Consider the following 17,187-nt stretch of genomic DNA (forward strand, 5'->3'; position numbering starts at 1 on the left):
ATGGAACCGCTGACCGCACTACTCGCCACGCTCGCCGCCGGCGCCGATCCGGGCCCGTTCGCCCTGATCCGTCGCGACGGTGCCGAGCACCTGGACCTGTTCACCGGCACGGTGGGCACCGTCGACCGGCTCGTCGAGATCCCGCTGCCCGCCGGGCCGCCCGGCCCCGCCACGCTGGCCCTGGTGCCGTTCCGGCAGGTCGCGGAGCGGGGCTTCGCCTGCGTCGACGACGGCGTACCGCTGGAGTGCCTACGCATCGACCGGCAGGTACGGCTGCCGCTCGCCGAGGCTCTCGACGCCCTGCCGGGCGGCCCGGTACGCACCACCGGCGTGGCCTTCGACATCTCCGACGACGAGTACGCCGCGATGGTGGCCCGGGTGCTCGGCGAGGAGATCGGCCGTGGCGAGGGGGCCAACTTCGTCATCCACCGCACGCTGCACGCGCAGATACAGGGTGCGCCGCTGACCGCCGCGCTGGCCGCGTTACGTGCCCTGCTGCTGCGCGAACGGGGCGCGTACTGGACGTTCGTGGTGCACACCGGCGCCCGCACGCTGGTCGGTGCCAGTCCCGAACGACACGTCAGCGTCGACGACGGGCTGGTCATGATGAACCCGATCAGCGGCACCTTCCGGCACGACGGCGCGGCGGCGGACCGGGCGGCGCTGCTGCGCTTCCTCGCCGACACCAAGGAGATCGAGGAGCTGTACATGGTCCTCGACGAGGAACTGAAGATGATGGCCACGGTGGCCGAGCACGGTGGCCAGGTGGTCGGGCCGTACCTGAAGGAGATGTCGCACCTGGCGCACACCGAGTACCTGCTCGCCGGTCGCGGCTCGAAGGACGTCCGCGAGGTGCTGCGGGAGACCATGTTCGCCCCGACGGTGACGGGTAGTCCGATGGAGAACGCCTGCCGGGTCATCGCCCGCCACGAGCGCGCCGGCCGCCGCTACTACGCGGGGGTGCTGGCCCTGCTCGGTCACGACGACGCGGGTCGGCAGACCCTCGACGCGCCCATCCTGATCCGTACCGCCGAGATCGCCCCGGACGGCGCCCTGCGGGTGCCGGTCGGTGCCACCCTGGTGCGGCACTCCACCCCGGCGGCCGAGGTCGCCGAGACGCACGCCAAGGCGGCCGGCGTGCTGGCCGCCTTCGGGCTGGGACCGCAGGCTCCGACCGCCGGCTTCAGCCCCGCCGGCCGGCTGGCCGACGATCCGCAGGTACGCGCGGCACTGGCCGCCCGCAACGCGCCGCTGGCCCGGTTCTGGCTGGACCAGCGGCCGCCGGGGGCACTGGCCGTACCCGCGTTGACCGACCGCCGGGCCCTGATCGTCGACGGTGAGGACACCTTCACCGGGATGCTGGCTCATCAGTTGGGGGCGCTGGGACTGACGGTGACCGTCCGGCCCTGGCACGCCGAAGCGCCGGTCTCCGGGTACGACCTGGTGGTGGTCGGGCCCGGCCCGGGTGACCCGAACAGCGACACCCCGAAGATGCGTACGTTGCGGGCCCTGCTCGGCGCGCTGCTGGACGACGGCCAGCCGACGCTCGCCGTCTGCCTGGGTCACCAGTTGCTGGCCGGGCTGCTCGGGTTGCGGGTGGACCGTCGCGCCGCGCCCTACCAGGGACTGCAACGTACGGTGCCGCTGTTCGGCACCTCCCGGCGGCTCGGCTTCTACGCCACCTTCACCGCCCGCGCCGCCGCCGACCGGCAGGACAGCCCGTACGGTCCGGTCGAACTGGCCCGCGACGAGACCGACGGGGCGGTGCACGCGCTGCGCGGCCGGGGCTTCGCCGGGGTGCAGTTCCACCCGGAGTCGGTACTCAGCCCGGACGGCCTGGCCGTGCTGGCCGACCTGCTGCGGGAACTGCTGCCGGCGCCGGCCGGCGAACTGTCTCCCAGCGCGCAGGCATAGCGGCGCCGATCCGGGGTAGCGCTGGATGACGGCCGGTGACCCGGGCGGGTTTGAGAGCCCCCGCCCGGGTCACCGGTCCGTCGAGCCTCAACCGGCCATGCCCTGCTTGAGCGCCGCGCTGATCTGCACCGCCCGCTTCGCGGTCAGCGCCGTCGCGGCCAGGGCGACATGATCCGGGGCGGTCTCGCCGTTGTTGCTGACGTGCGACGCGCCGTACGGGTTGCCGGCGACGAACTGGCTGGGGTCGGTGTAGCCGGGCGTGACCACGATCCCACCCCAGTGGTAGAAGACGTTGAACAACGACAGCAACGTGGACTCCTGCCCGCCGTGCTTGGTGGCGGTGGAGGTGAACGCCGAGTAGACCTTGTTGGCCAGCGCACCGTTGGCCCACAGCGGGCCGGTGGTGTCGATGAACTGCTTGAGCTGGGCGGCGATCAGGCCATAGCGGGTCGGCGACCCGAAGATCACCACGTCGGCCCAGCTTAGGTCGTCGGGCTCGGCCTCGTCGATGTTCTGCGTCTCCAGGCGGTGCGCCTCCCATCCCGAGTTGGATCGGATCGCCTCGTCGGGTGCCAACTCCCGCACCTTGCGCAGCCGTACCTCCGCCCCCGCGTCGCCTGCGGCCTCGCACGCCGCCTGGGCCATCTGGTATGTGATGCCGGTCGCGCTGTAGTAGATCACCGCCACCTTGACCTGTGCCGCCATCGCACGTCCTTCCTCGCTCATGGGTAGGCCTCCGCGATTACCCGATCTTCGCGTCGGCGAACATTCGCGGCATTCGCTGCCGCAATCGCTCGGGCCGCCCACGACCGGGGGCTCGTGGCTGTCTGGCATGCTCGCGGCTATGAAGATCAGGATCGCGACGATCGAGGACTGGCCGGGCATCTGGCCCTTCCTACGCGAGATCGTCGCCGCCGGCCTGACCTACACCTGGCCGCGCGACGTGGCCGAAGGACAGGCCCGCGAGATGTGGCTGCCCGCTCCACCCGGTCGTACGGTGGTCGCGGTCGACGACGACGGCACCGTGCTCGGCTCGGCGAAGCTGACCCCCAACCAACTGGGTCCCGGCGATCACGTGGCCAACGCCAGTTTCATGGTCGCCCCGTGGGCGGCCGGACAGGGCATCGGGCGGGCCCTCGGCCGCCACGTACTCGACCTGGCTCGCGCCGACGGCTACCGGGCGATGCAGTTCAACGCCGTGGTGTCCAGCAACACCCGTGCGGTGGCGTTGTGGCGGTCGCTCGGGTTCGAGGTGGTCGGGCGGATCCCGGAGGGTTTCCGCCACCCCGACGAGGGCTACGTCGACCTGCTCGTGATGTACCAGCGGCTCTGATCCGGGGGCGGTCGTCGGGCCGGATAGCCTGGGCCGGTGATGCTCCCCCTGCCCACCGGCGAATTCCAGGCGTACCTGTTCGACTGCGACGGCACCATCGTCGACTCGATGCCCCAGCACTACACGGCCTGGCGGCAGGCGCTCGATGAGTGGGGCTGCGAGTTCCCCGAGAAACTGTTCTACGCCTGGGCCGGTCGGCCGACCGCCGACATCGTCGCCGCCCTCAACGAGCAGCAGCGGCTGAACATGCCGCTGGAGGCCGTCATCGCCCGCCGGGAGGCGCTCTACCAGCAGTTGCTGCCCACGGCGGCCGGCATCCCCGGGGTGCTGCACCACATCGACGACGCGCACGGCCGGATCCCGTTCGCGGTGGTCTCCGGCAGCACCCGGGACGCGGTCACCGCCTCCCTCGACGCGTTGGGCATCCTCGACCGGTTCGACGTGCTGGTCTGCGCCGGCGACTACACCCGGCCCAAGCCGGACCCGGAGCCGTTCCTGCGCGCCGCCGAACTGCTCGGCGTACCACCGGGCGCCTGCCTGGTCTTCGAGGACGCCGACCTGGGCATCGAAGCCGCCAGGGCGGCGGGCATGGCCGCGGTACGGGTGCCGCAGCCTCGGCAGGGTTGATCGAATCGAGCTTGCTCAAGATATCCGCAAGTTGCCGGGGTCACAGTTCTCGGTCCGGCCGGAAAGCGCCATCCTGATTACACCGGCGCCGGCGATCCGTCTGCCGCCCCGCGTCGGCGTACCTGAACGGGGGATCGCGCTCCGCCACCAACGGCGCTGGCGTAGCGCGATCAGGGGAGTTGCCGGTGCGGCGTCGCCAAGCCGAGGACGAATCCCGATCTGAGCCACCGAATGTCGGTGGCTGCCCCTAGGCTCCCGTCGACCGACGACGGAAGGCAGGCTCGTGGCACCCACCGGTTCGACGACGCTGACCGGCGCCGAGGCGCTCGCGCTGCGGATGACCAGCCTGCTGCTACCGCCCACGCCCGCCACGCCCGCCGGGGTGGCCGAGGTGGTGGAGTGGTTCGGCGCCATGCAGGCACAGGACCTGGCCAGCGGCCTGTGGTCGCTGGGCGTACGCCTGCCCGGCGCCACCCACGCGGACGTGCACGCCGCGTTGGAACGCCGGGAGGCGCTACGGACCTGGCCGATGCGCGGCACCATCCATCTGGTGCCCGCCCGGGACGCCCGCTGGCTGCTGGAGCTGACCGGCGTACGCGCACTGGCCGGTGCCGCGAGGCGACGGGAGTTCCTCGGCCTGTCCGAGGCCGAGGCCGACCGCGCGGCCGACGTGCTGGGCGCGGCGCTGGCCGGCGGTGGCCGGCTGACCCGCGCCGAGTGCATCGCCGCGCTGGTCGCGGCCGGCATCGACAGCGCCGGCCAACGCGGCTACCACCTGCTGTGGTACGCGGCCCAGCGCGGCGTCACCTGCATCGCCCCCAACGTCGGCACCGAGCAGACCTTCGCGCTGCTCGACGAGTGGGCACCCGGCCAGCACCGGCTCGACCGGGACGAGGCGCTGGCCACCCTGGCGCTGCGGTACTTCCGCAGCCACGGCCCCACCACCCGGCAGGACTTCGCCGGCTGGACGGGCCTGACCGCCGCCGACGCGAAACGCGCCATCGCCGCCGGTGACGACCTGGTCACCGTCGAAGTCGACGGCACCGAGGCGGTGCTGCACGCACCGCTGTTGGACGCGCCCCGTGGGCCGGTGGGCGACGTGCTGGTGCTGCCCGGTTTCGACGAGTACCTGCTCGGCTACAAGGACCGCGCGCTGATGCTCGACCCGGAACACAAGCAGGCGATCATTCCCGGCGGCAACGGCATCTTCCAGGCCACCATCGTGGTCGGCGGCCGGGTGGTCGGCACCTGGAAGCGCAGCCTGGCCAAGACCCGGGTCACCCTGACGGTGCAGCCCCTGGTCGACCTGGGACCGACCCGGCGTGCACAGGTCGAGCAGGCCCTCGGCCGGTACGCCGATTTCCTCGCCCTGCCACCCCGGGTCACCTGGAACAGCTGACCCTTCCCCCGGTCGGTGGCGGCGTCAGGCCCGGCTGAGCGCCCACGCCAGCGAGATCGTGCTCGATCTGGGATCGAGTGGTTTCGTCGAGCTGCCAGACCACTCGATCCCAGATCGAGCGTGATCATGACGGGGTCCCAGCACCCGGATGTGCTGCGACGCGGCAGGCTCGCCTCACGCAGTCGACCGCCGGTCGGGGTGATTCTCCTTGTGCGCAGACAGCGCAATCGTGAAGAGGACACGGCGTAGCCGACCGGGCACACTGGGCGCACTCTCGAACGGCGATCGGCCGGCCGACATGGTGCCCGGAGGTGCGCGTGTACCGTCCGATCCTGGACCCGCTCGCCGACTCGCTGGCGGTGAGCGCCCTCGTCGCCGGGTTGCCGATCGTCACGCTGTTCCTGTTGCTCGGGGTGCTGCGGGTACGGGCGTGGCTGGCCGCGCTCGGCGCGCTCGCCGTCGCACTGCTGGTCTCCGTCGTGGCGTACTCGATGCCGACCGGACAGGCGCTGCTCACCGCGAGTCAGGGCGCGACGTTTGCGCTGTTCCCGCTCGTGTGGACGTTCGGCACCGCCATCTGGATCTACCGGATGACCGTGACGAGTGGACACTTCGACGTGCTCCGGCGCTCCTTCGCCCGGGTCAGTGACGACCAGCAGGTGCAGGCGTTGGTGATCGCGTTCTGTTTCGGTTCCTTGCTGGAGGGGTTGGCCGGTCAGGGCACGCCGGTCGCGATCACCACGGTGATGCTGCTGGCGCTGGGCTTCCGTCCGATGAAGGCGGCCACCGTGGCGCTGGTGGCCAACACCGTGCCGGCCGCATTCGGGCCGCTCGGCCTGCCCATCACCACGCTGGCCCGGGTGACCGATCTGCCGGTCAGCGACCTGGGCGCGATGGCCGGACGACAGGTACCGGTGATCGCGCTGTTCATTCCGCTGCTGCTCGTCGGCATGGTCGGCGGTCGCCGAGGGCTGCGCCGGACCTGGCACGTGGCGGTCGCCTGTGGCGTGTCGTTCGCGCTGGCCCAGTTCCTCACCTCGAACTACTTCGCGATGGCCCTGGCCGACATCGTCGCCGGGCTGGTCAGCGCCGTGGTGGTGACCGTGACCGCGCGGATGTGGCCGCCTCGGCTCCACGACGACCCGGTGATCGACACCGCCGGCCCGGCAGGACTCGGCACGCCGGCCACGCCGGGGAGGCCAGGCGGGCCGGGCGGGCCAAGCGGGCCAAGCGGGCCAAGCGGGCCAGGCGGGCCAAGCGGGCCAGGCGGGCCAGGCGGGCTAGGCGGGCTAGGCGGGCCAGGCGGGCTAGGCGGGCCGGCAGAGCACACGGTGGCGGTCGCCGGCCGCACGGAGGTGGCTTCTCACCCGCCGGACACCTCGGTCGAGGTGTGGCGGGCGTACGCCCCGTACCTGGTGATCGTGGCGATCTTCGGCCTGTCGCAGGTCCCCGCGATCGCGGACGCGCTCAACGCGGTCACGGTGACCTTCAACTGGCCGGGACTGCACCTGCTGACCACATCGGGCACGCCGTCGACGTTGCCGATCTTCCGGTTCAACTGGCTCTCCTCGACCGGCACGCTGCTGGTACTGGCCGGACTGGTGACGATGGCGATCCTACGGATCACCCCGCGCACCGCGCTCGTCGCGTACGGGCAGACAATGGCCTCGCTGCGCTGGGCGATCCTCACCGTGTGCGGACTGCTGGCGCTGGCCTTCGTGATGAACGGCAGCGGGCAGACCGCGACGCTGGGCACCTGGATGGCCGGTGCCGGTGGCCTGTTCGCGCTGCTCTCGCCGATACTCGGCTGGCTGGGTGTGGCGCTCACCGGCTCGGACACCTCGTCCAACTCACTTTTCGGTGCGCTCCAGGTCACCGCCGCGCAGCGCGCCGGTCTGGATCCGGTGCTGCTCGCCGCGGCCAACGCGTCGGGCGGAGTGGTCGGCAAGATGATCTCGTTGCAGAACCTGACGATCGCGGCGAGCGCGGTGGGGCTCGACGGCCGCGAGGGCGACCTGTTCCGCCGCATGTTCGGCTGGAGCGTGGTGTTGATCTGCGCGATGGCGTTGCTGGTCGGCTTGCAGGCCACCCCGGTGCTGAGCTGGATGGTGCCGTAACGATTCCCCGTTTGCCGGCCCGTGAGGAGGGCCGGCGTCAGCTCACCGGGCTTCGGCCAGCAGGGCTGCGTGGTCGTCCCGTTCGGTGTCCCGGGCACGTCGTACCATCCGGCTCACCTCGCGCAGCCCGACCGCCGCAAGGTGGGCGGCGATCTGGTCGGGGCGGTAGCAGTGGCGTTCGAGCTGAATCTCGTGGCCGAACCGGCGGTACGCCCCGGACACGTCGCGGATCCCCTCACCGGACTGGAAGCCGACGAGCAGATGCCCACCGGGCCGGAGTATCCGGGCTACCTCGGCGAAGATCCGCGCCTGGCCGGCGGGCGGAGTGTGGATGATCGAGTACCACAGCAGCACGCCGTCGAACCGGTCGTCCGGGTAGGGCAGCTCGCTCAATGAGCCCACGGCGAAGGCGAGGTCCGGGTTGTCCCGCCGAGCCATGGCGATCATGCCCGGCGACAGGTCGACACCCTGGACCCGGCAGCCCCGGTCGGCTAGGTAACGGCTCATCCGGCCGGTGCCGCACCCTGCGTCGAGCACCCGCACGTCGCCGCCGGACGACACCGCCTCGGCGAACGCGTCGACCATGGCGCGGTCGAGAGACGTCTCCGCCCGGGTGTCCGGGAAGTAGGCGGCGTAATCCTGCGCCACGGTGTCGTAGGCACGCCGCACACCGACGTACCCGCCGGGGGGCGAGGGGACGGATGCACCGGGAGCCGGGGCCGCGAGACTCACCGCCGCATCATCGCACCGGCGCCGCCGCCCGCGCTGGCGACATCCCCGTCGCCGGGCGCGGGCGGCGGCGTCCGTAGGCCCGCCATGGGCGCTGTTAACAAGGGGCCCTTCCTCTACCGCAGGCGTTAATAAGGTGCCCTTCCTTACATCAAGCGGCCCTCGTGCAGGGTGAGGTTGCGGCCGTTCGAGGGGTCGAACAGGTGCAGTTTCTCCAGGTTGAACCAGATCCGCCGGTCCTCCCCCTCGGTCACCGTGGACTCGGCCGACAGCCGGGTGACCAGGTTCGAGCCGGCACCGGCGAAGTCGGCGGCACCGGCGTCGGCGGCCAACTCCTCCAGTTCGGCGGCGGTGGCCCGGCCACCTTCGACGGTCAGGTAGACGTACTTGTCCGAGCCCATCGACTCGACGATGTCCACCGGCGCGGTGAACTCCATGCCCCGGTCGCGGGTCTGCTCGTCGACCAGTTCGGCGTCCTCGAAGTGCTCGGGGCGGATGCCGAGGATCAGCTCACGCGGGGCATCCGCCTCGGAGAGCTCGCGGCGGATCCGGTCGCCGATCGGCAGGTCGCCCAACGCCGTACGCAGTCGACCCTCCTCGACCGTCGCGGGCAGGAAGTTCATCGACGGCGAGCCGATGAAGCCGGCCACGAAGAGGTTGTTCGGGTGGTCGTACAGTTCCTGCGGCGGGCCGACCTGCTGGATCGCCCCACCCCGCATGATCACGACGCGGTCGCCGAGGGTCATCGCCTCGGTCTGGTCGTGGGTGACGTAGACGGTGGTGGTGCCGAGTTGTTTCTGCAGGCGGGACACGACGGTCCGCATCTGCACCCGCAGTTTGGCGTCCAGGTTGGACAGTGGCTCGTCCATCAGGAACGCCTTGGGTTGACGCACGATCGCCCGGCCCATCGCCACCCGTTGCCGCTGGCCGCCGGAGAGGTTGGCCGGCTTGCGGTCCAGCAGCGAGGTCAACTCCAGGACCTTGGCCGCCTCATCCACCTTCTGGTCGATGGTGGCGCGATCCAGCTTGGCCAGCCGCAGCGGGAAGGCCATGTTCTCCCGCACGGTCATGTTCGGGTAGAGCGCGTAGGACTGGAAGACCATCGCGATGTCCCGGTCGCGGGGTGCTTTGTCGTTGACCCGTTGGCCGTCGATGCGCAGCTCACCGGAGCTGATGTCCTCCAGCCCGGCGATCATGTTGAGGGTGGTGGACTTACCGCAGCCGGACGGGCCGACCAGGATGACGAACTCGCCGTCGGCGATCTCCAGGTCGACGTCCCGCACCGCCGTGGTGCCGTCCGGGAACTTCTTGCTCACCTTGTCGAGCACGATGTCAGCCATGTGAAACTCACCTATCCCTTGACGGCGCCGGAGGTCAGGCCGGAGACGATGCGGCGCTGGAAGAAGAGGACGAACAGGATGATCGGTACGGTGATCACCACGGCGGCGGCGCAGATGGCCCCGGTCGGGTCCTCGAACTGCGAGGCGCCGGTGAAGAACGACAGCGCCACCGGCACCGTGCGGGATCGCTCGGTGGAGGTGAGCGAGATGGCGAACAGGAAGTCGTTCCAGCAGAAGATGAAGACCAGAATGGCCGTGGTGAACAGGCCCGGTGCGGCCAGCGGGGCGATCACCCGCCGGAACGCCTGCCCCTGGGTGGCGCCGTCCATCTTGGCGGCCTTCTCCAGGTCCCACGGGATCTGCTTGAAGAACGCCGACAGCGTGTAGATGGCCAGCGGCAACGCGAAGGTGATGTACGGCAGGATCAGGCCGGGCCAGGTGTCGAAGAGCCCCAACTGCCGCTCGATCTCGAACAGCGGCGAGACCAGTGACACCTGCGGGAACATCGCGATCAGCAGGGAGACGCCGATCAGCAGCCGCTTGCCGGGGAAGTCCAGCCGGGAGATCGCGTACGCGGCCATCGCGCCGAGCACGACGGCGATCACGGTCGCGATCATTGCGATGCCGATCGAGTTGATCAGTGCCCGGACGAACTGGTCGGTGCCGAAGATGTTGCGGTAGTTGTCCAGCGTCCACTCCCGGGGGATGAACTTCCCGTCGGTGAGGGTGGCCGGGGTCTTGAACGACAGCGACATGATCCACAGCACCGGGATCAGGGCGAAGACGACCACGACGGCGTTCAGCAGGCCCCATTGCAGCTTGGCGCGGCGGGCGGTGGTGTCAGCCATGTCAACGCCTCTCCCCGTCGTCGCTGCCGGGGGCAGCGGTACCGAACAGCTTCACGAAGACGAACGCGATGATCGCCACGGTGATGAAGATCAGCACCGACATGGTCGAGCCGATGCCGAGGTTGAGGCCCCGGATCAGGTTGTTGTAGGCGATCATCGACACCGATGAGGTCTCGTTGGCCCCGGAGGTCAGCACGTAGATGTTGTCGAAGACCCGGAACGCGTCCAGGGTGCGGAACAGCAGCGCGACCAGGATGGCCGGCTTCATCACCGGCAGCATCACCTTGGTGAACCGCTGCCACGCGGTGGCTCCGTCGGTGGAGGCCGCCTTGAGCAAGTCCTCCGGCACCAGGGCCAGACCCGCCATCAGCAGCAACGCCATGAACGGCGTGGTCTTCCAGATCTCCGCCAGCATGATGATCGCCAGCGAACTGGCCCGCTCGGTCAGTGGCGCCCCGTCGGAGAAGAGGTCGGCCAGGTACCCGGTGCCGGGCGTCCACGCGTACCGCCAGGAGAACGCGGCGACGACCGTGACGATGCCGTACGGGATCAGCGCCGAGGTCCGGACGATGCCCCGGCCGACCAGCGTACGGTGCATGATCAGCGCCAGGCCCATGCCGAGCACGAGTTCCACGGCCACGGTGACCACCGTGATCAGCATGGTCACCCCGAAGGCCGTCCACCAGAACTCGTTGGTCAGCACGGTGACGTAGTTCTGCAGGCCGACGAACTCCCGATCGGCGGGGAAGCGCAGGTCGTAGCGCTGCAACGACAGCCACACCGAGTAGAGGATCGGGTACGCGGTCACCGCGAGCATGACCAGCGCGGCGGGGGCGCACAGCAGCAGGCCTAACCGGCGTTCGGCCCGTTTGTTCTCGCTCAACGGCGCCTTGCGCCGCCGGTTGTTCCGCTGCGCGGGCACGGCGGCGTGCCGACCGGTGCTGCGGGTGTCGGTCCCGTCGGCGGCCACGTCCGCGCCCGCCGGGGTGGCGTTGACGCTCATGCCCTCACCCCCGTGTGGTTTCGCCGGCTCATGGCAGGACCCCCTTCGACTCCAAGGCGTCGGCGATCGCCGCGCGCAGTTCGTCGGCGGTCGCCTGCGGGTCGATCGCCGCCGGCGGCGACAGGATCGCCGAGGTCACGGTGGAGATGCTCTGGTACGCCGGGGTCAACGGCCGGACGGCCGGATCCCGCAACTGTTCGAGGATGGTCTCCTTCATCGGGTACGCCTCGTCCATCTCCGGGTCGTCGTAGACGCTCTCGATGGTCGGTGGCACCCCGTCGTTGATCGCCGAGAACTTCTGGTTCTCCGCGTTGCGCAGGCACTTGGCCGCGTCGAAGGACTCCTGCGGATGCTTCGAGTACCGGCTGACGGCGAGGTTGACCCCACCGATGGTCACCCGGCTCGGGGTGTCCGCGTCGACGCCCGGCACCCGGGCCCAGCCGACCTGCTCGGCGAGCTGCGGGTTGGCCTCCTGCATGGCCGGATAGACGAACGGCCAGTTCACCTGGAACGCGCCGGAGCCGGACTGGAACTCCAGCCGTACCGGGTCCTCGGTGGCGTTGCTGAACGACGGCGACGCCACGCCCGACGTGGCAAAGGCACGCAACACCTCAAGCGCCCGTACGGCGCCGTCGTCCACCACGGACTCGGTGCCGTCGTCGTTGAGCAGCTTGCCGCCGGCACTGGCCACGAGGGTGTTGAAGAGCACCACCAGGCCCTCGTACTGGGCGCCCATGGTGAGCACCTGGTGCGGCTTGCCCTGCTCCTTGAGCCGCTGCGCCGTCGAGATCATCTCGTCCCAGCTGGTCGGTGGCTCCGGCACCAGGTCCTTGCGGTACCACAGCAGCTGGACGTTGGTGTTCTTCGGCGCCCCGTAGAGCTTGTCCTCGTACCGCGCGGTGTTTAGCGGGCCCGCAAGGGTGCCGTCCTCCACCTCAGCGCGGTCGGATCCGGTCCACTCCAGGATCCACTTGGCGCTGGCGAACTCCTGCGTCCAGGTGACATCGAGACCGAGCACGTCCATGCCGTCGTCGGAGGCGGCGAGCCGTCGCACCAGCTGCACCCGCTGCTCGTCGGCCTCCCTCGGCAGCACCCGGTTGACGATCCGGTAGCGCCCGGCGGCCTCGGTGTTGCACCGGTCGACCACCTGCTGAAGGTTCTGCTCCGGCGGGTAGTACAAGTTGATCACGGGCACACCGGTGTCATCGCCGGAAGCACAGGCTGCCAGCGGCGCCACCAACGTCAGCGCCGCGGCGGCGGCCGCCACGCGTACCCGGGGTCGGCGCCGGTCCTCGTCTGGGTCACTCATGTCGGCATCCCCTCCCCCTCCTCCTAGGTCGGCCAACAGCCGGGGAAGGCTCCCGTGCCCCGGCGCACGGCGAGACGATCAAGGCCTGTGACCTGCTGGTTTCCTGGCCCCACGTTTCGTGGCAGCAACACTGCCCGACCTGCGAAGTCGCGAAACCTGACCCAGGTGAGACACCCCGGACAGCGACACCCAGTGGCCCAGATCACACCCCCCTGGTGCCCGCACGGCCCGGCGCTACCCTCGGACGATGGATGCGATCTTCTTCTTCGACCCTGCCTGCCCGTGGACCTGGCGAACCTCCCGCTGGCTGGTGGCTGTCGCCGAGGCCCGCGGCCTGAGCATCGAATGGCGGGCGTTCAGCCTGAGCATCCTCAACGGCGGTGACATCCCGCCGCAGTACGCCGATGCGGTGGCCGCCTCCGGTCGGGCGTTGCGGCTGGTGGAGGCGTTGCGTGCCGAAGGCCGGCACGCCGACACCGGCCGGTTCTACGCCGAGCTGGGCGCCCGTACGCACGATGCCGGCAATCCGCTGAGCGGCAAGCTGGTGGAATCGGCCGTCGAGGCGGCCGGGCTCGCCGACATGGCGGCTGCCCTCGACGACGAACGCTGGGACGAGGCCGTGCACGCCTCACACGCCAAGGCGTACGCCTCCGCCGGACCCGACATCGGCTCGCCGGTGCTCATGGTGCCCGACGCCGAACGGGGCATCCACGGGCCGATCCTGACCGAGGTGCCCGGTGCCGACGATGCGCTGACCCTCTGGGACAGCCTGCTCCCGCTGGTGCGCATGCCGGCCTTCCACGAAATCAAACGCGGCCGCCGCTGACCACCCACCCACCCTCCGTTCCCGCCCCACCCCGCCCGTCCCGGGCGAGATCCGTGCAACTTCGGGGAAGATGCTGCCTCGCTGCGCGAGGAGGCGACATCTTCCCCGAAGTTGCCTGACTTGCGGTTGCCGTCGGCGAGCTTGGCGGGGTACGCGAGCGGGAGATCGACTGTGTGGGTCGGCCTGGGGGATGACGAGGTCTGGCCGTTCGTGCCGCGTGTCACCGGATAGAAGTGGGGTGCTACCGGGGTAGCCGTCGGGTGCACTAGCGTTTGACAAAGCATCGCCGTCAGCGCGTACGCCGTCGCCGTCGATACGCCACCGGCCGACCCCGATCCGCCCGATCGGTTGGTTCTCCCGGGAACAGCGCGTCACCGCTCCACCGGTTGGGCAGGATCATCTCCAACGAGGAGGTGCCGTCGTGGTGCAGGACACCCGCGCTCTCGCCCTGACGTTCGAGGTGAGCGGCCTGCCACCGGTGAAAACCGAGGCGTTGTCCATCTTCGCCGCCGGGCACCGGCAGGCGACGAGGGTACGCGCGCTGCTACAGGCGGCCTGCGAGGCGGCCCAGCGTACGGGTTGGACCCCGCTGTCCGGGCCCATCGAGGTGGACCTGACCCTGCGCTGCCCGCCCGGGCGTCGTACCTCCGACGCGAGCACCCTGCTGGGCGGGGTGTGTGCGGTGTTGCAGGACAAGAAGCGGGTCGCCAACATCGGGCTGGCCCACCTCGGTGTCCTGGTCGACGTCGCTGCCTACGGCGACGACAAGCAGATCCGCCGACTGTCGTACGCCGAGGAACCGGCCGAGGAATTCTCGTACCAGGTTCGCGTCGCGGCCGTACCGGAGGCGGTTTGACCGACGGCCGCGGTGGGGTACCGCAGCCGCCGACGAAGGGAGCCCCGATGTCGGAGCCACATGTCACGCTCACACCTCGTGACCCGGTGCAGGAGAAACTGCGCGGGCCGCTGGAGGAGCAGCTGACCTCTGCGCTTCAGGCAGCCGCCGACCGGGTCCGGGGCCAATACGCGGGCGAGCCGGTCGAACAGGTCTGCCAACGGCTCCTCGACGAGACCCGAGCCGGGCTGCACCCCGACATCGCCGCCGGCTTCGAGCCCGACATGGACGAGTTCTGCCGGGTCGCGGTCGCCATCGTGCGGGGCGAGGCCCCCTGAGAGACGCCGCGGCGCGCGGTGCGGCCACCTGACTCAGCCAGGTGACGTCACCCCGGTCCGCCGGTGACGGTGGCGATAGGCGAGGATGCCCGCCCCGACCAGTACGCCCGGCAGCACCCCGATCCCGTTCACCAGAGCGGCCGGTGCGTACACCAGCCGCACCAGCGGGCCGCGTGTCTCAGGTAGGCCGGCGACCAGGTGATCGACGTGCCCGTCGGCGTGGCACGTCACGAAGACCGGTCCACTTCGGGGCGCCTCGAACGTGCCCAGCAGGACAGTCACGATGCTGTCGTTGTTGTCGGTGAACGGCACCGCGGGTGCGGACAACGCAAGCTCGTTGCCGTCCTGATCGACGATCGTGCACTGGCGTGTCGACACCTCCGGCGCGTACGAGCGGAAGACGGCGTGCCGCCCCTCGCTCACCCGTACCGGAACACGCCGGCCTCGATCGACCGCCACGGCGTCGGCCGGTACGAACCGCACGACGGACAGTTCGGCGCCGACCCGGACGAACTCCGGCACCACGAACAGGCCGGCCAGTCCGATCAGGCCACCCACCACCCACCAGCGGCGTACCCAGAAGGAACTCCCGGGCGGCCCGACGTCGACCGGCCCGGCCCGGCTCCGGCCCTCCCCCGAGCGCGGCCCGACGTCGGCCGGTCCCGTGGCGGCCCGCCATGCCGCACCTGCACCGACGCCGAGGGCGCCAGCGAGCATCGTCCACCCCACCGTCGTCGCCCACGTCCGGGCAATGTCGAGGCTCGCGCCGAGCGGAACCACGTACCGGTAGAGCAGGGCGTTGCCGACGAGGAACAGCGTTGCCGTCCCGACGGCGACCACCAGCACCCGCAGCAGAGCACCGCGCAGGCCCGACACCCGCCCATGGTGACCCGCCACGACAGCGGTGCCGATCGCCAGCACCTTCGCCGCCGCCGTCAGCTCGGCCGGCTCGGGCCGATATCCCTCATACCGGCCGGCATCCAGGACGACCAACGCCAGGGCAAGCCCGGCAGTTGTCCATCCGATCATCACGGCGGCTGCCACCAGTGACCGCGCGGGACGCCACATCCGACCAGGCTAGAGGTAATCGACGGCGATAACCGCATCGGCGGAACGGAAACCGGTGCGTACCCCCGGGTTGCCGGTTCGGGTCAGGACCGGACCCGCACGCCCCGGCCCTGACCCCAAGCTCGGCGTGGCAGCGGCCAGCCGATGCGCTGGTACGGCGTGTCGACCGTCACCAGCACGGCAGTCGGCGCGCCCGCACTCAGCTCCACGGTGCCCCACACCGAACTTCGGCGTCGCAACCCACCCCGGCGAATCGCGACGCCGAAGGCGAGGTTAGGCGGACGACAGCAGCTGACGGCTGCCCGACCGGGCGATTACCAGCAGGGTGCAAAAGCCGCAACGTGTTGTAACAGCACGTCGACCATCGGCGCTGATCATAATCGGGCCGTACCTCAGAAGTGGTGCAGCAGTTCCGGGAAGGCACCCAGGTGCAGCACGCCCTCGTCCGCCGGGTCCAGTTCGTCGTGCTCCAACACCCAGGTGTTGGCGTTCGGGATGAACACGGCACGCCACCCGGCGGCACGGGCCGGCAGAATGTCCGAGCGCGGCGAGTTGCCGATCATCCAGGCCCGAGCGGGGTCGACCGCGTGTTCCCGAACCAGCCAACGGTAGGTCTCGACGTTCTTCTCCGACACGATGTGGGCCGCCTGGAAATGATGCAACAGCCCGCAGGCGTCCAGCTTGCGCTGCTGCTCCTCGCGCTCACCCTTGGTCAGCAACAGCAACTCGTGTCGGCCGGCCAACTCGTCCAACGCGGTGGCCACCCCGGGCATCAGCTCGACCTGATGGTTCACCAGCGCCACCGCCAACTCGTCGATCTCGCGCTGCTCCGCCTCGGTGGCCGGTCGCCGCCGAAGCTGCTCCAGGCACTCCCGCAGACTCCGCAGAAAGACCTTGCTGCCGTACCCGTGGGCGACCGCGTTGGCCCGCTCGATGTCATCGAGTACGGCCCGGATCTGCACCCGGTCCAGCGTCGGATGATCGAGCCAGGCCAGGAAGTCGTCGATCACCCGCTCGAAGACGACGTTGTTCTCCCACAGCGTGTCGTCGGCGTCGAAGACGAGCACCCGCCCCGCCTCGACCCCCTTCCCATCACCAGTCACGCCGCGACTCTAAAGAACCACCCCCCTCCCCACGACCCAATAACCCACCCCACCGCAGCCCCTCCCCTCCCCGCCCTCCCCGCCCTCCCCGCCCTTCCCGCCCTTCCCGCCCTTCCCGCCCTTCCCGCCCTTCCCGCCCGCCCTCTCCGCCCTTCCCGCCCGCCCTCTCCGCCCGCCTCCTCTCCGCCGATCTTGCACTTTCTGCCTCCGCAAAAGCCCCCATAATGGGCAAACGGTCGACCAAAAGTGCAAGATCGACGCGGGATGGGCGGGCGGGGCGACGCGGGATGGGCGGGTGGGGTGACGCGGGATGGGCGGGGGGGTGGGCGGGGTGGGCGGGGTGGGCGGGGTGGGTGGGGTGGGGGGGCATGGGTCGAGCGGGAGGGGGGGGAGGGGAG

The 17,187-nt window shown here is 70.4% G+C and carries 16 protein-coding genes; 8 read left to right on the top strand and 8 right to left on the bottom strand.

Annotation, left to right across the window (positions count from 1 at the left end; translation table 11 throughout):
- Positions 1–1,914: an anthranilate synthase family protein gene (locus tag AB0M35_RS12245; RefSeq protein ID WP_363744449.1), complete on the top strand. Its 1,914-nt coding sequence runs from the start codon at positions 1–3 to the stop codon at positions 1,912–1,914.
- Positions 1,915–2,001: 87 nt separating this feature from the next.
- Here AB0M35_RS12245 and wrbA read toward each other — a convergent pair whose 3' ends face one another.
- Positions 2,002–2,619, bottom strand: coding sequence for an NAD(P)H:quinone oxidoreductase (wrbA, locus tag AB0M35_RS12250; protein ID WP_363744527.1), 618 nt, complete (start codon positions 2,617–2,619; stop codon positions 2,002–2,004).
- A 139-nt stretch (positions 2,620–2,758) separates the two neighbouring features.
- Between wrbA and AB0M35_RS12255 the strand changes: the two genes are divergently transcribed.
- The 4 genes from AB0M35_RS12255 to AB0M35_RS12270 all read left to right on the top strand — a co-directional run bounded on the left by AB0M35_RS12255 (position 2,759) and on the right by AB0M35_RS12270 (position 7,390).
- Positions 2,759–3,247 carry a GNAT family N-acetyltransferase gene (locus tag AB0M35_RS12255; RefSeq protein WP_363744451.1) on the top strand — a complete coding sequence of 163 codons (489 nt, stop codon included), beginning with the start codon at positions 2,759–2,761 and terminating at the stop codon, positions 3,245–3,247.
- Between the two features lie 39 nt (positions 3,248–3,286).
- Positions 3,287–3,874: an HAD-IA family hydrolase gene (locus tag AB0M35_RS12260; protein WP_363744529.1), complete on the top strand. Its 588-nt coding sequence runs from the start codon at positions 3,287–3,289 to the stop codon at positions 3,872–3,874.
- Between the two features lie 283 nt (positions 3,875–4,157).
- Positions 4,158–5,273 carry a winged helix DNA-binding domain-containing protein gene (locus AB0M35_RS12265; protein WP_363744453.1) on the top strand — a complete coding sequence of 372 codons (1,116 nt, stop codon included), beginning with the start codon at positions 4,158–4,160 and terminating at the stop codon, positions 5,271–5,273.
- 311 nt (positions 5,274–5,584) lie between these two features.
- Positions 5,585–7,390: an L-lactate permease gene (locus AB0M35_RS12270; RefSeq protein WP_363744455.1), complete on the top strand. Its 1,806-nt coding sequence runs from the start codon at positions 5,585–5,587 to the stop codon at positions 7,388–7,390.
- A gap of 42 nt (positions 7,391–7,432) precedes the next feature.
- On the opposite strand, the gene AB0M35_RS12275 is transcribed toward AB0M35_RS12270, so the two are convergent.
- The 5 genes from AB0M35_RS12275 to AB0M35_RS12295 all read right to left on the bottom strand — a co-directional run bounded on the left by AB0M35_RS12275 (position 7,433) and on the right by AB0M35_RS12295 (position 12,619).
- Positions 7,433–8,122: a methyltransferase domain-containing protein gene (locus tag AB0M35_RS12275; protein ID WP_363744457.1), complete on the bottom strand. Its 690-nt coding sequence runs from the start codon at positions 8,120–8,122 to the stop codon at positions 7,433–7,435.
- 143 nt (positions 8,123–8,265) lie between these two features.
- A complete protein-coding gene (gene ugpC, locus AB0M35_RS12280) occupies positions 8,266–9,459 on the bottom strand; it encodes a sn-glycerol-3-phosphate ABC transporter ATP-binding protein UgpC (RefSeq protein ID WP_363744459.1) in 1,194 nt (397 codons plus the stop codon).
- Between the two features lie 11 nt (positions 9,460–9,470).
- Positions 9,471–10,307, bottom strand: coding sequence for a carbohydrate ABC transporter permease (locus tag AB0M35_RS12285; protein ID WP_363744461.1), 837 nt, complete (start codon positions 10,305–10,307; stop codon positions 9,471–9,473).
- A gap of 1 nt (position 10,308) precedes the next feature.
- Complete coding sequence (locus tag AB0M35_RS12290) at positions 10,309–11,310, bottom strand: sugar ABC transporter permease (protein ID WP_363744463.1); 1,002 nt, start codon at positions 11,308–11,310, stop codon at positions 10,309–10,311.
- 28 nt (positions 11,311–11,338) lie between these two features.
- Positions 11,339–12,619: an ABC transporter substrate-binding protein gene (locus AB0M35_RS12295; RefSeq protein ID WP_363744465.1), complete on the bottom strand. Its 1,281-nt coding sequence runs from the start codon at positions 12,617–12,619 to the stop codon at positions 11,339–11,341.
- 247 nt (positions 12,620–12,866) lie between these two features.
- On the opposite strand from AB0M35_RS12295, the gene AB0M35_RS12300 reads away from it, so the two are divergent.
- From AB0M35_RS12300 to AB0M35_RS12310, 3 genes are all read left to right on the top strand, one after another.
- On the top strand, positions 12,867–13,445 hold the full coding sequence (locus tag AB0M35_RS12300; RefSeq protein WP_363744467.1) for a DsbA family protein: 579 nt from the start codon (positions 12,867–12,869) through the stop codon (positions 13,443–13,445).
- 424 nt (positions 13,446–13,869) lie between these two features.
- On the top strand, positions 13,870–14,301 hold the full coding sequence (locus AB0M35_RS12305; RefSeq protein ID WP_363744531.1) for a hypothetical protein: 432 nt from the start codon (positions 13,870–13,872) through the stop codon (positions 14,299–14,301).
- A 47-nt stretch (positions 14,302–14,348) separates the two neighbouring features.
- The gene (locus AB0M35_RS12310) at positions 14,349–14,618 is read left to right on the top strand and encodes a hypothetical protein (protein WP_363744469.1); all 270 of its coding nucleotides are present in this window, start codon (positions 14,349–14,351) and stop codon (positions 14,616–14,618) included.
- A 33-nt stretch (positions 14,619–14,651) separates the two neighbouring features.
- Here the strand turns inward: AB0M35_RS12310 and AB0M35_RS12315 are convergent, their stop codons facing one another.
- Both AB0M35_RS12315 and AB0M35_RS12320 read right to left on the bottom strand, forming a co-directional pair.
- Positions 14,652–15,686, bottom strand: a complete 1,035-nt coding sequence (locus AB0M35_RS12315) for a hypothetical protein (RefSeq protein WP_363744471.1) — start codon at positions 15,684–15,686, stop codon at positions 14,652–14,654.
- 392 nt (positions 15,687–16,078) lie between these two features.
- A complete protein-coding gene (locus AB0M35_RS12320; RefSeq protein WP_363744533.1) occupies positions 16,079–16,753 on the bottom strand; it encodes an HAD family hydrolase in 675 nt (224 codons plus the stop codon).
- Positions 16,754–17,187 lie beyond the last annotated feature (434 nt).

It is taken from the genome of Micromonospora sp. NPDC051196 (genome assembly GCF_040682415.1).
Lineage (GTDB): Bacteria > Actinomycetota > Actinomycetes > Mycobacteriales > Micromonosporaceae > Micromonospora.

Coding starts and splice junctions, on each gene's coding strand:
- wrbA (WP_363744527.1), bottom strand. CDS start 2,619: ATGGCGGCACAGGTCAAGGTGGCGGTGATCTACTACAGCGCGACCGGC.
- AB0M35_RS12260 (WP_363744529.1), top strand. CDS start 3,287: ATGCTCCCCCTGCCCACCGGCGAATTCCAGGCGTACCTGTTCGACTGC.
- ugpC (WP_363744459.1), bottom strand. CDS start 9,459: ATGGCTGACATCGTGCTCGACAAGGTGAGCAAGAAGTTCCCGGACGGC.
- AB0M35_RS12245 (WP_363744449.1), top strand. CDS start 1: ATGGAACCGCTGACCGCACTACTCGCCACGCTCGCCGCCGGCGCCGAT.
- AB0M35_RS12295 (WP_363744465.1), bottom strand. CDS start 12,619: ATGAGTGACCCAGACGAGGACCGGCGCCGACCCCGGGTACGCGTGGCG.
- AB0M35_RS12285 (WP_363744461.1), bottom strand. CDS start 10,307: ATGGCTGACACCACCGCCCGCCGCGCCAAGCTGCAATGGGGCCTGCTG.
- AB0M35_RS12255 (WP_363744451.1), top strand. CDS start 2,759: ATGAAGATCAGGATCGCGACGATCGAGGACTGGCCGGGCATCTGGCCC.
- AB0M35_RS12315 (WP_363744471.1), bottom strand. CDS start 15,686: ATGTGGCGTCCCGCGCGGTCACTGGTGGCAGCCGCCGTGATGATCGGA.
- AB0M35_RS12310 (WP_363744469.1), top strand. CDS start 14,349: ATGTCGGAGCCACATGTCACGCTCACACCTCGTGACCCGGTGCAGGAG.
- AB0M35_RS12290 (WP_363744463.1), bottom strand. CDS start 11,310: ATGAGCGTCAACGCCACCCCGGCGGGCGCGGACGTGGCCGCCGACGGG.
- AB0M35_RS12300 (WP_363744467.1), top strand. CDS start 12,867: ATGGATGCGATCTTCTTCTTCGACCCTGCCTGCCCGTGGACCTGGCGA.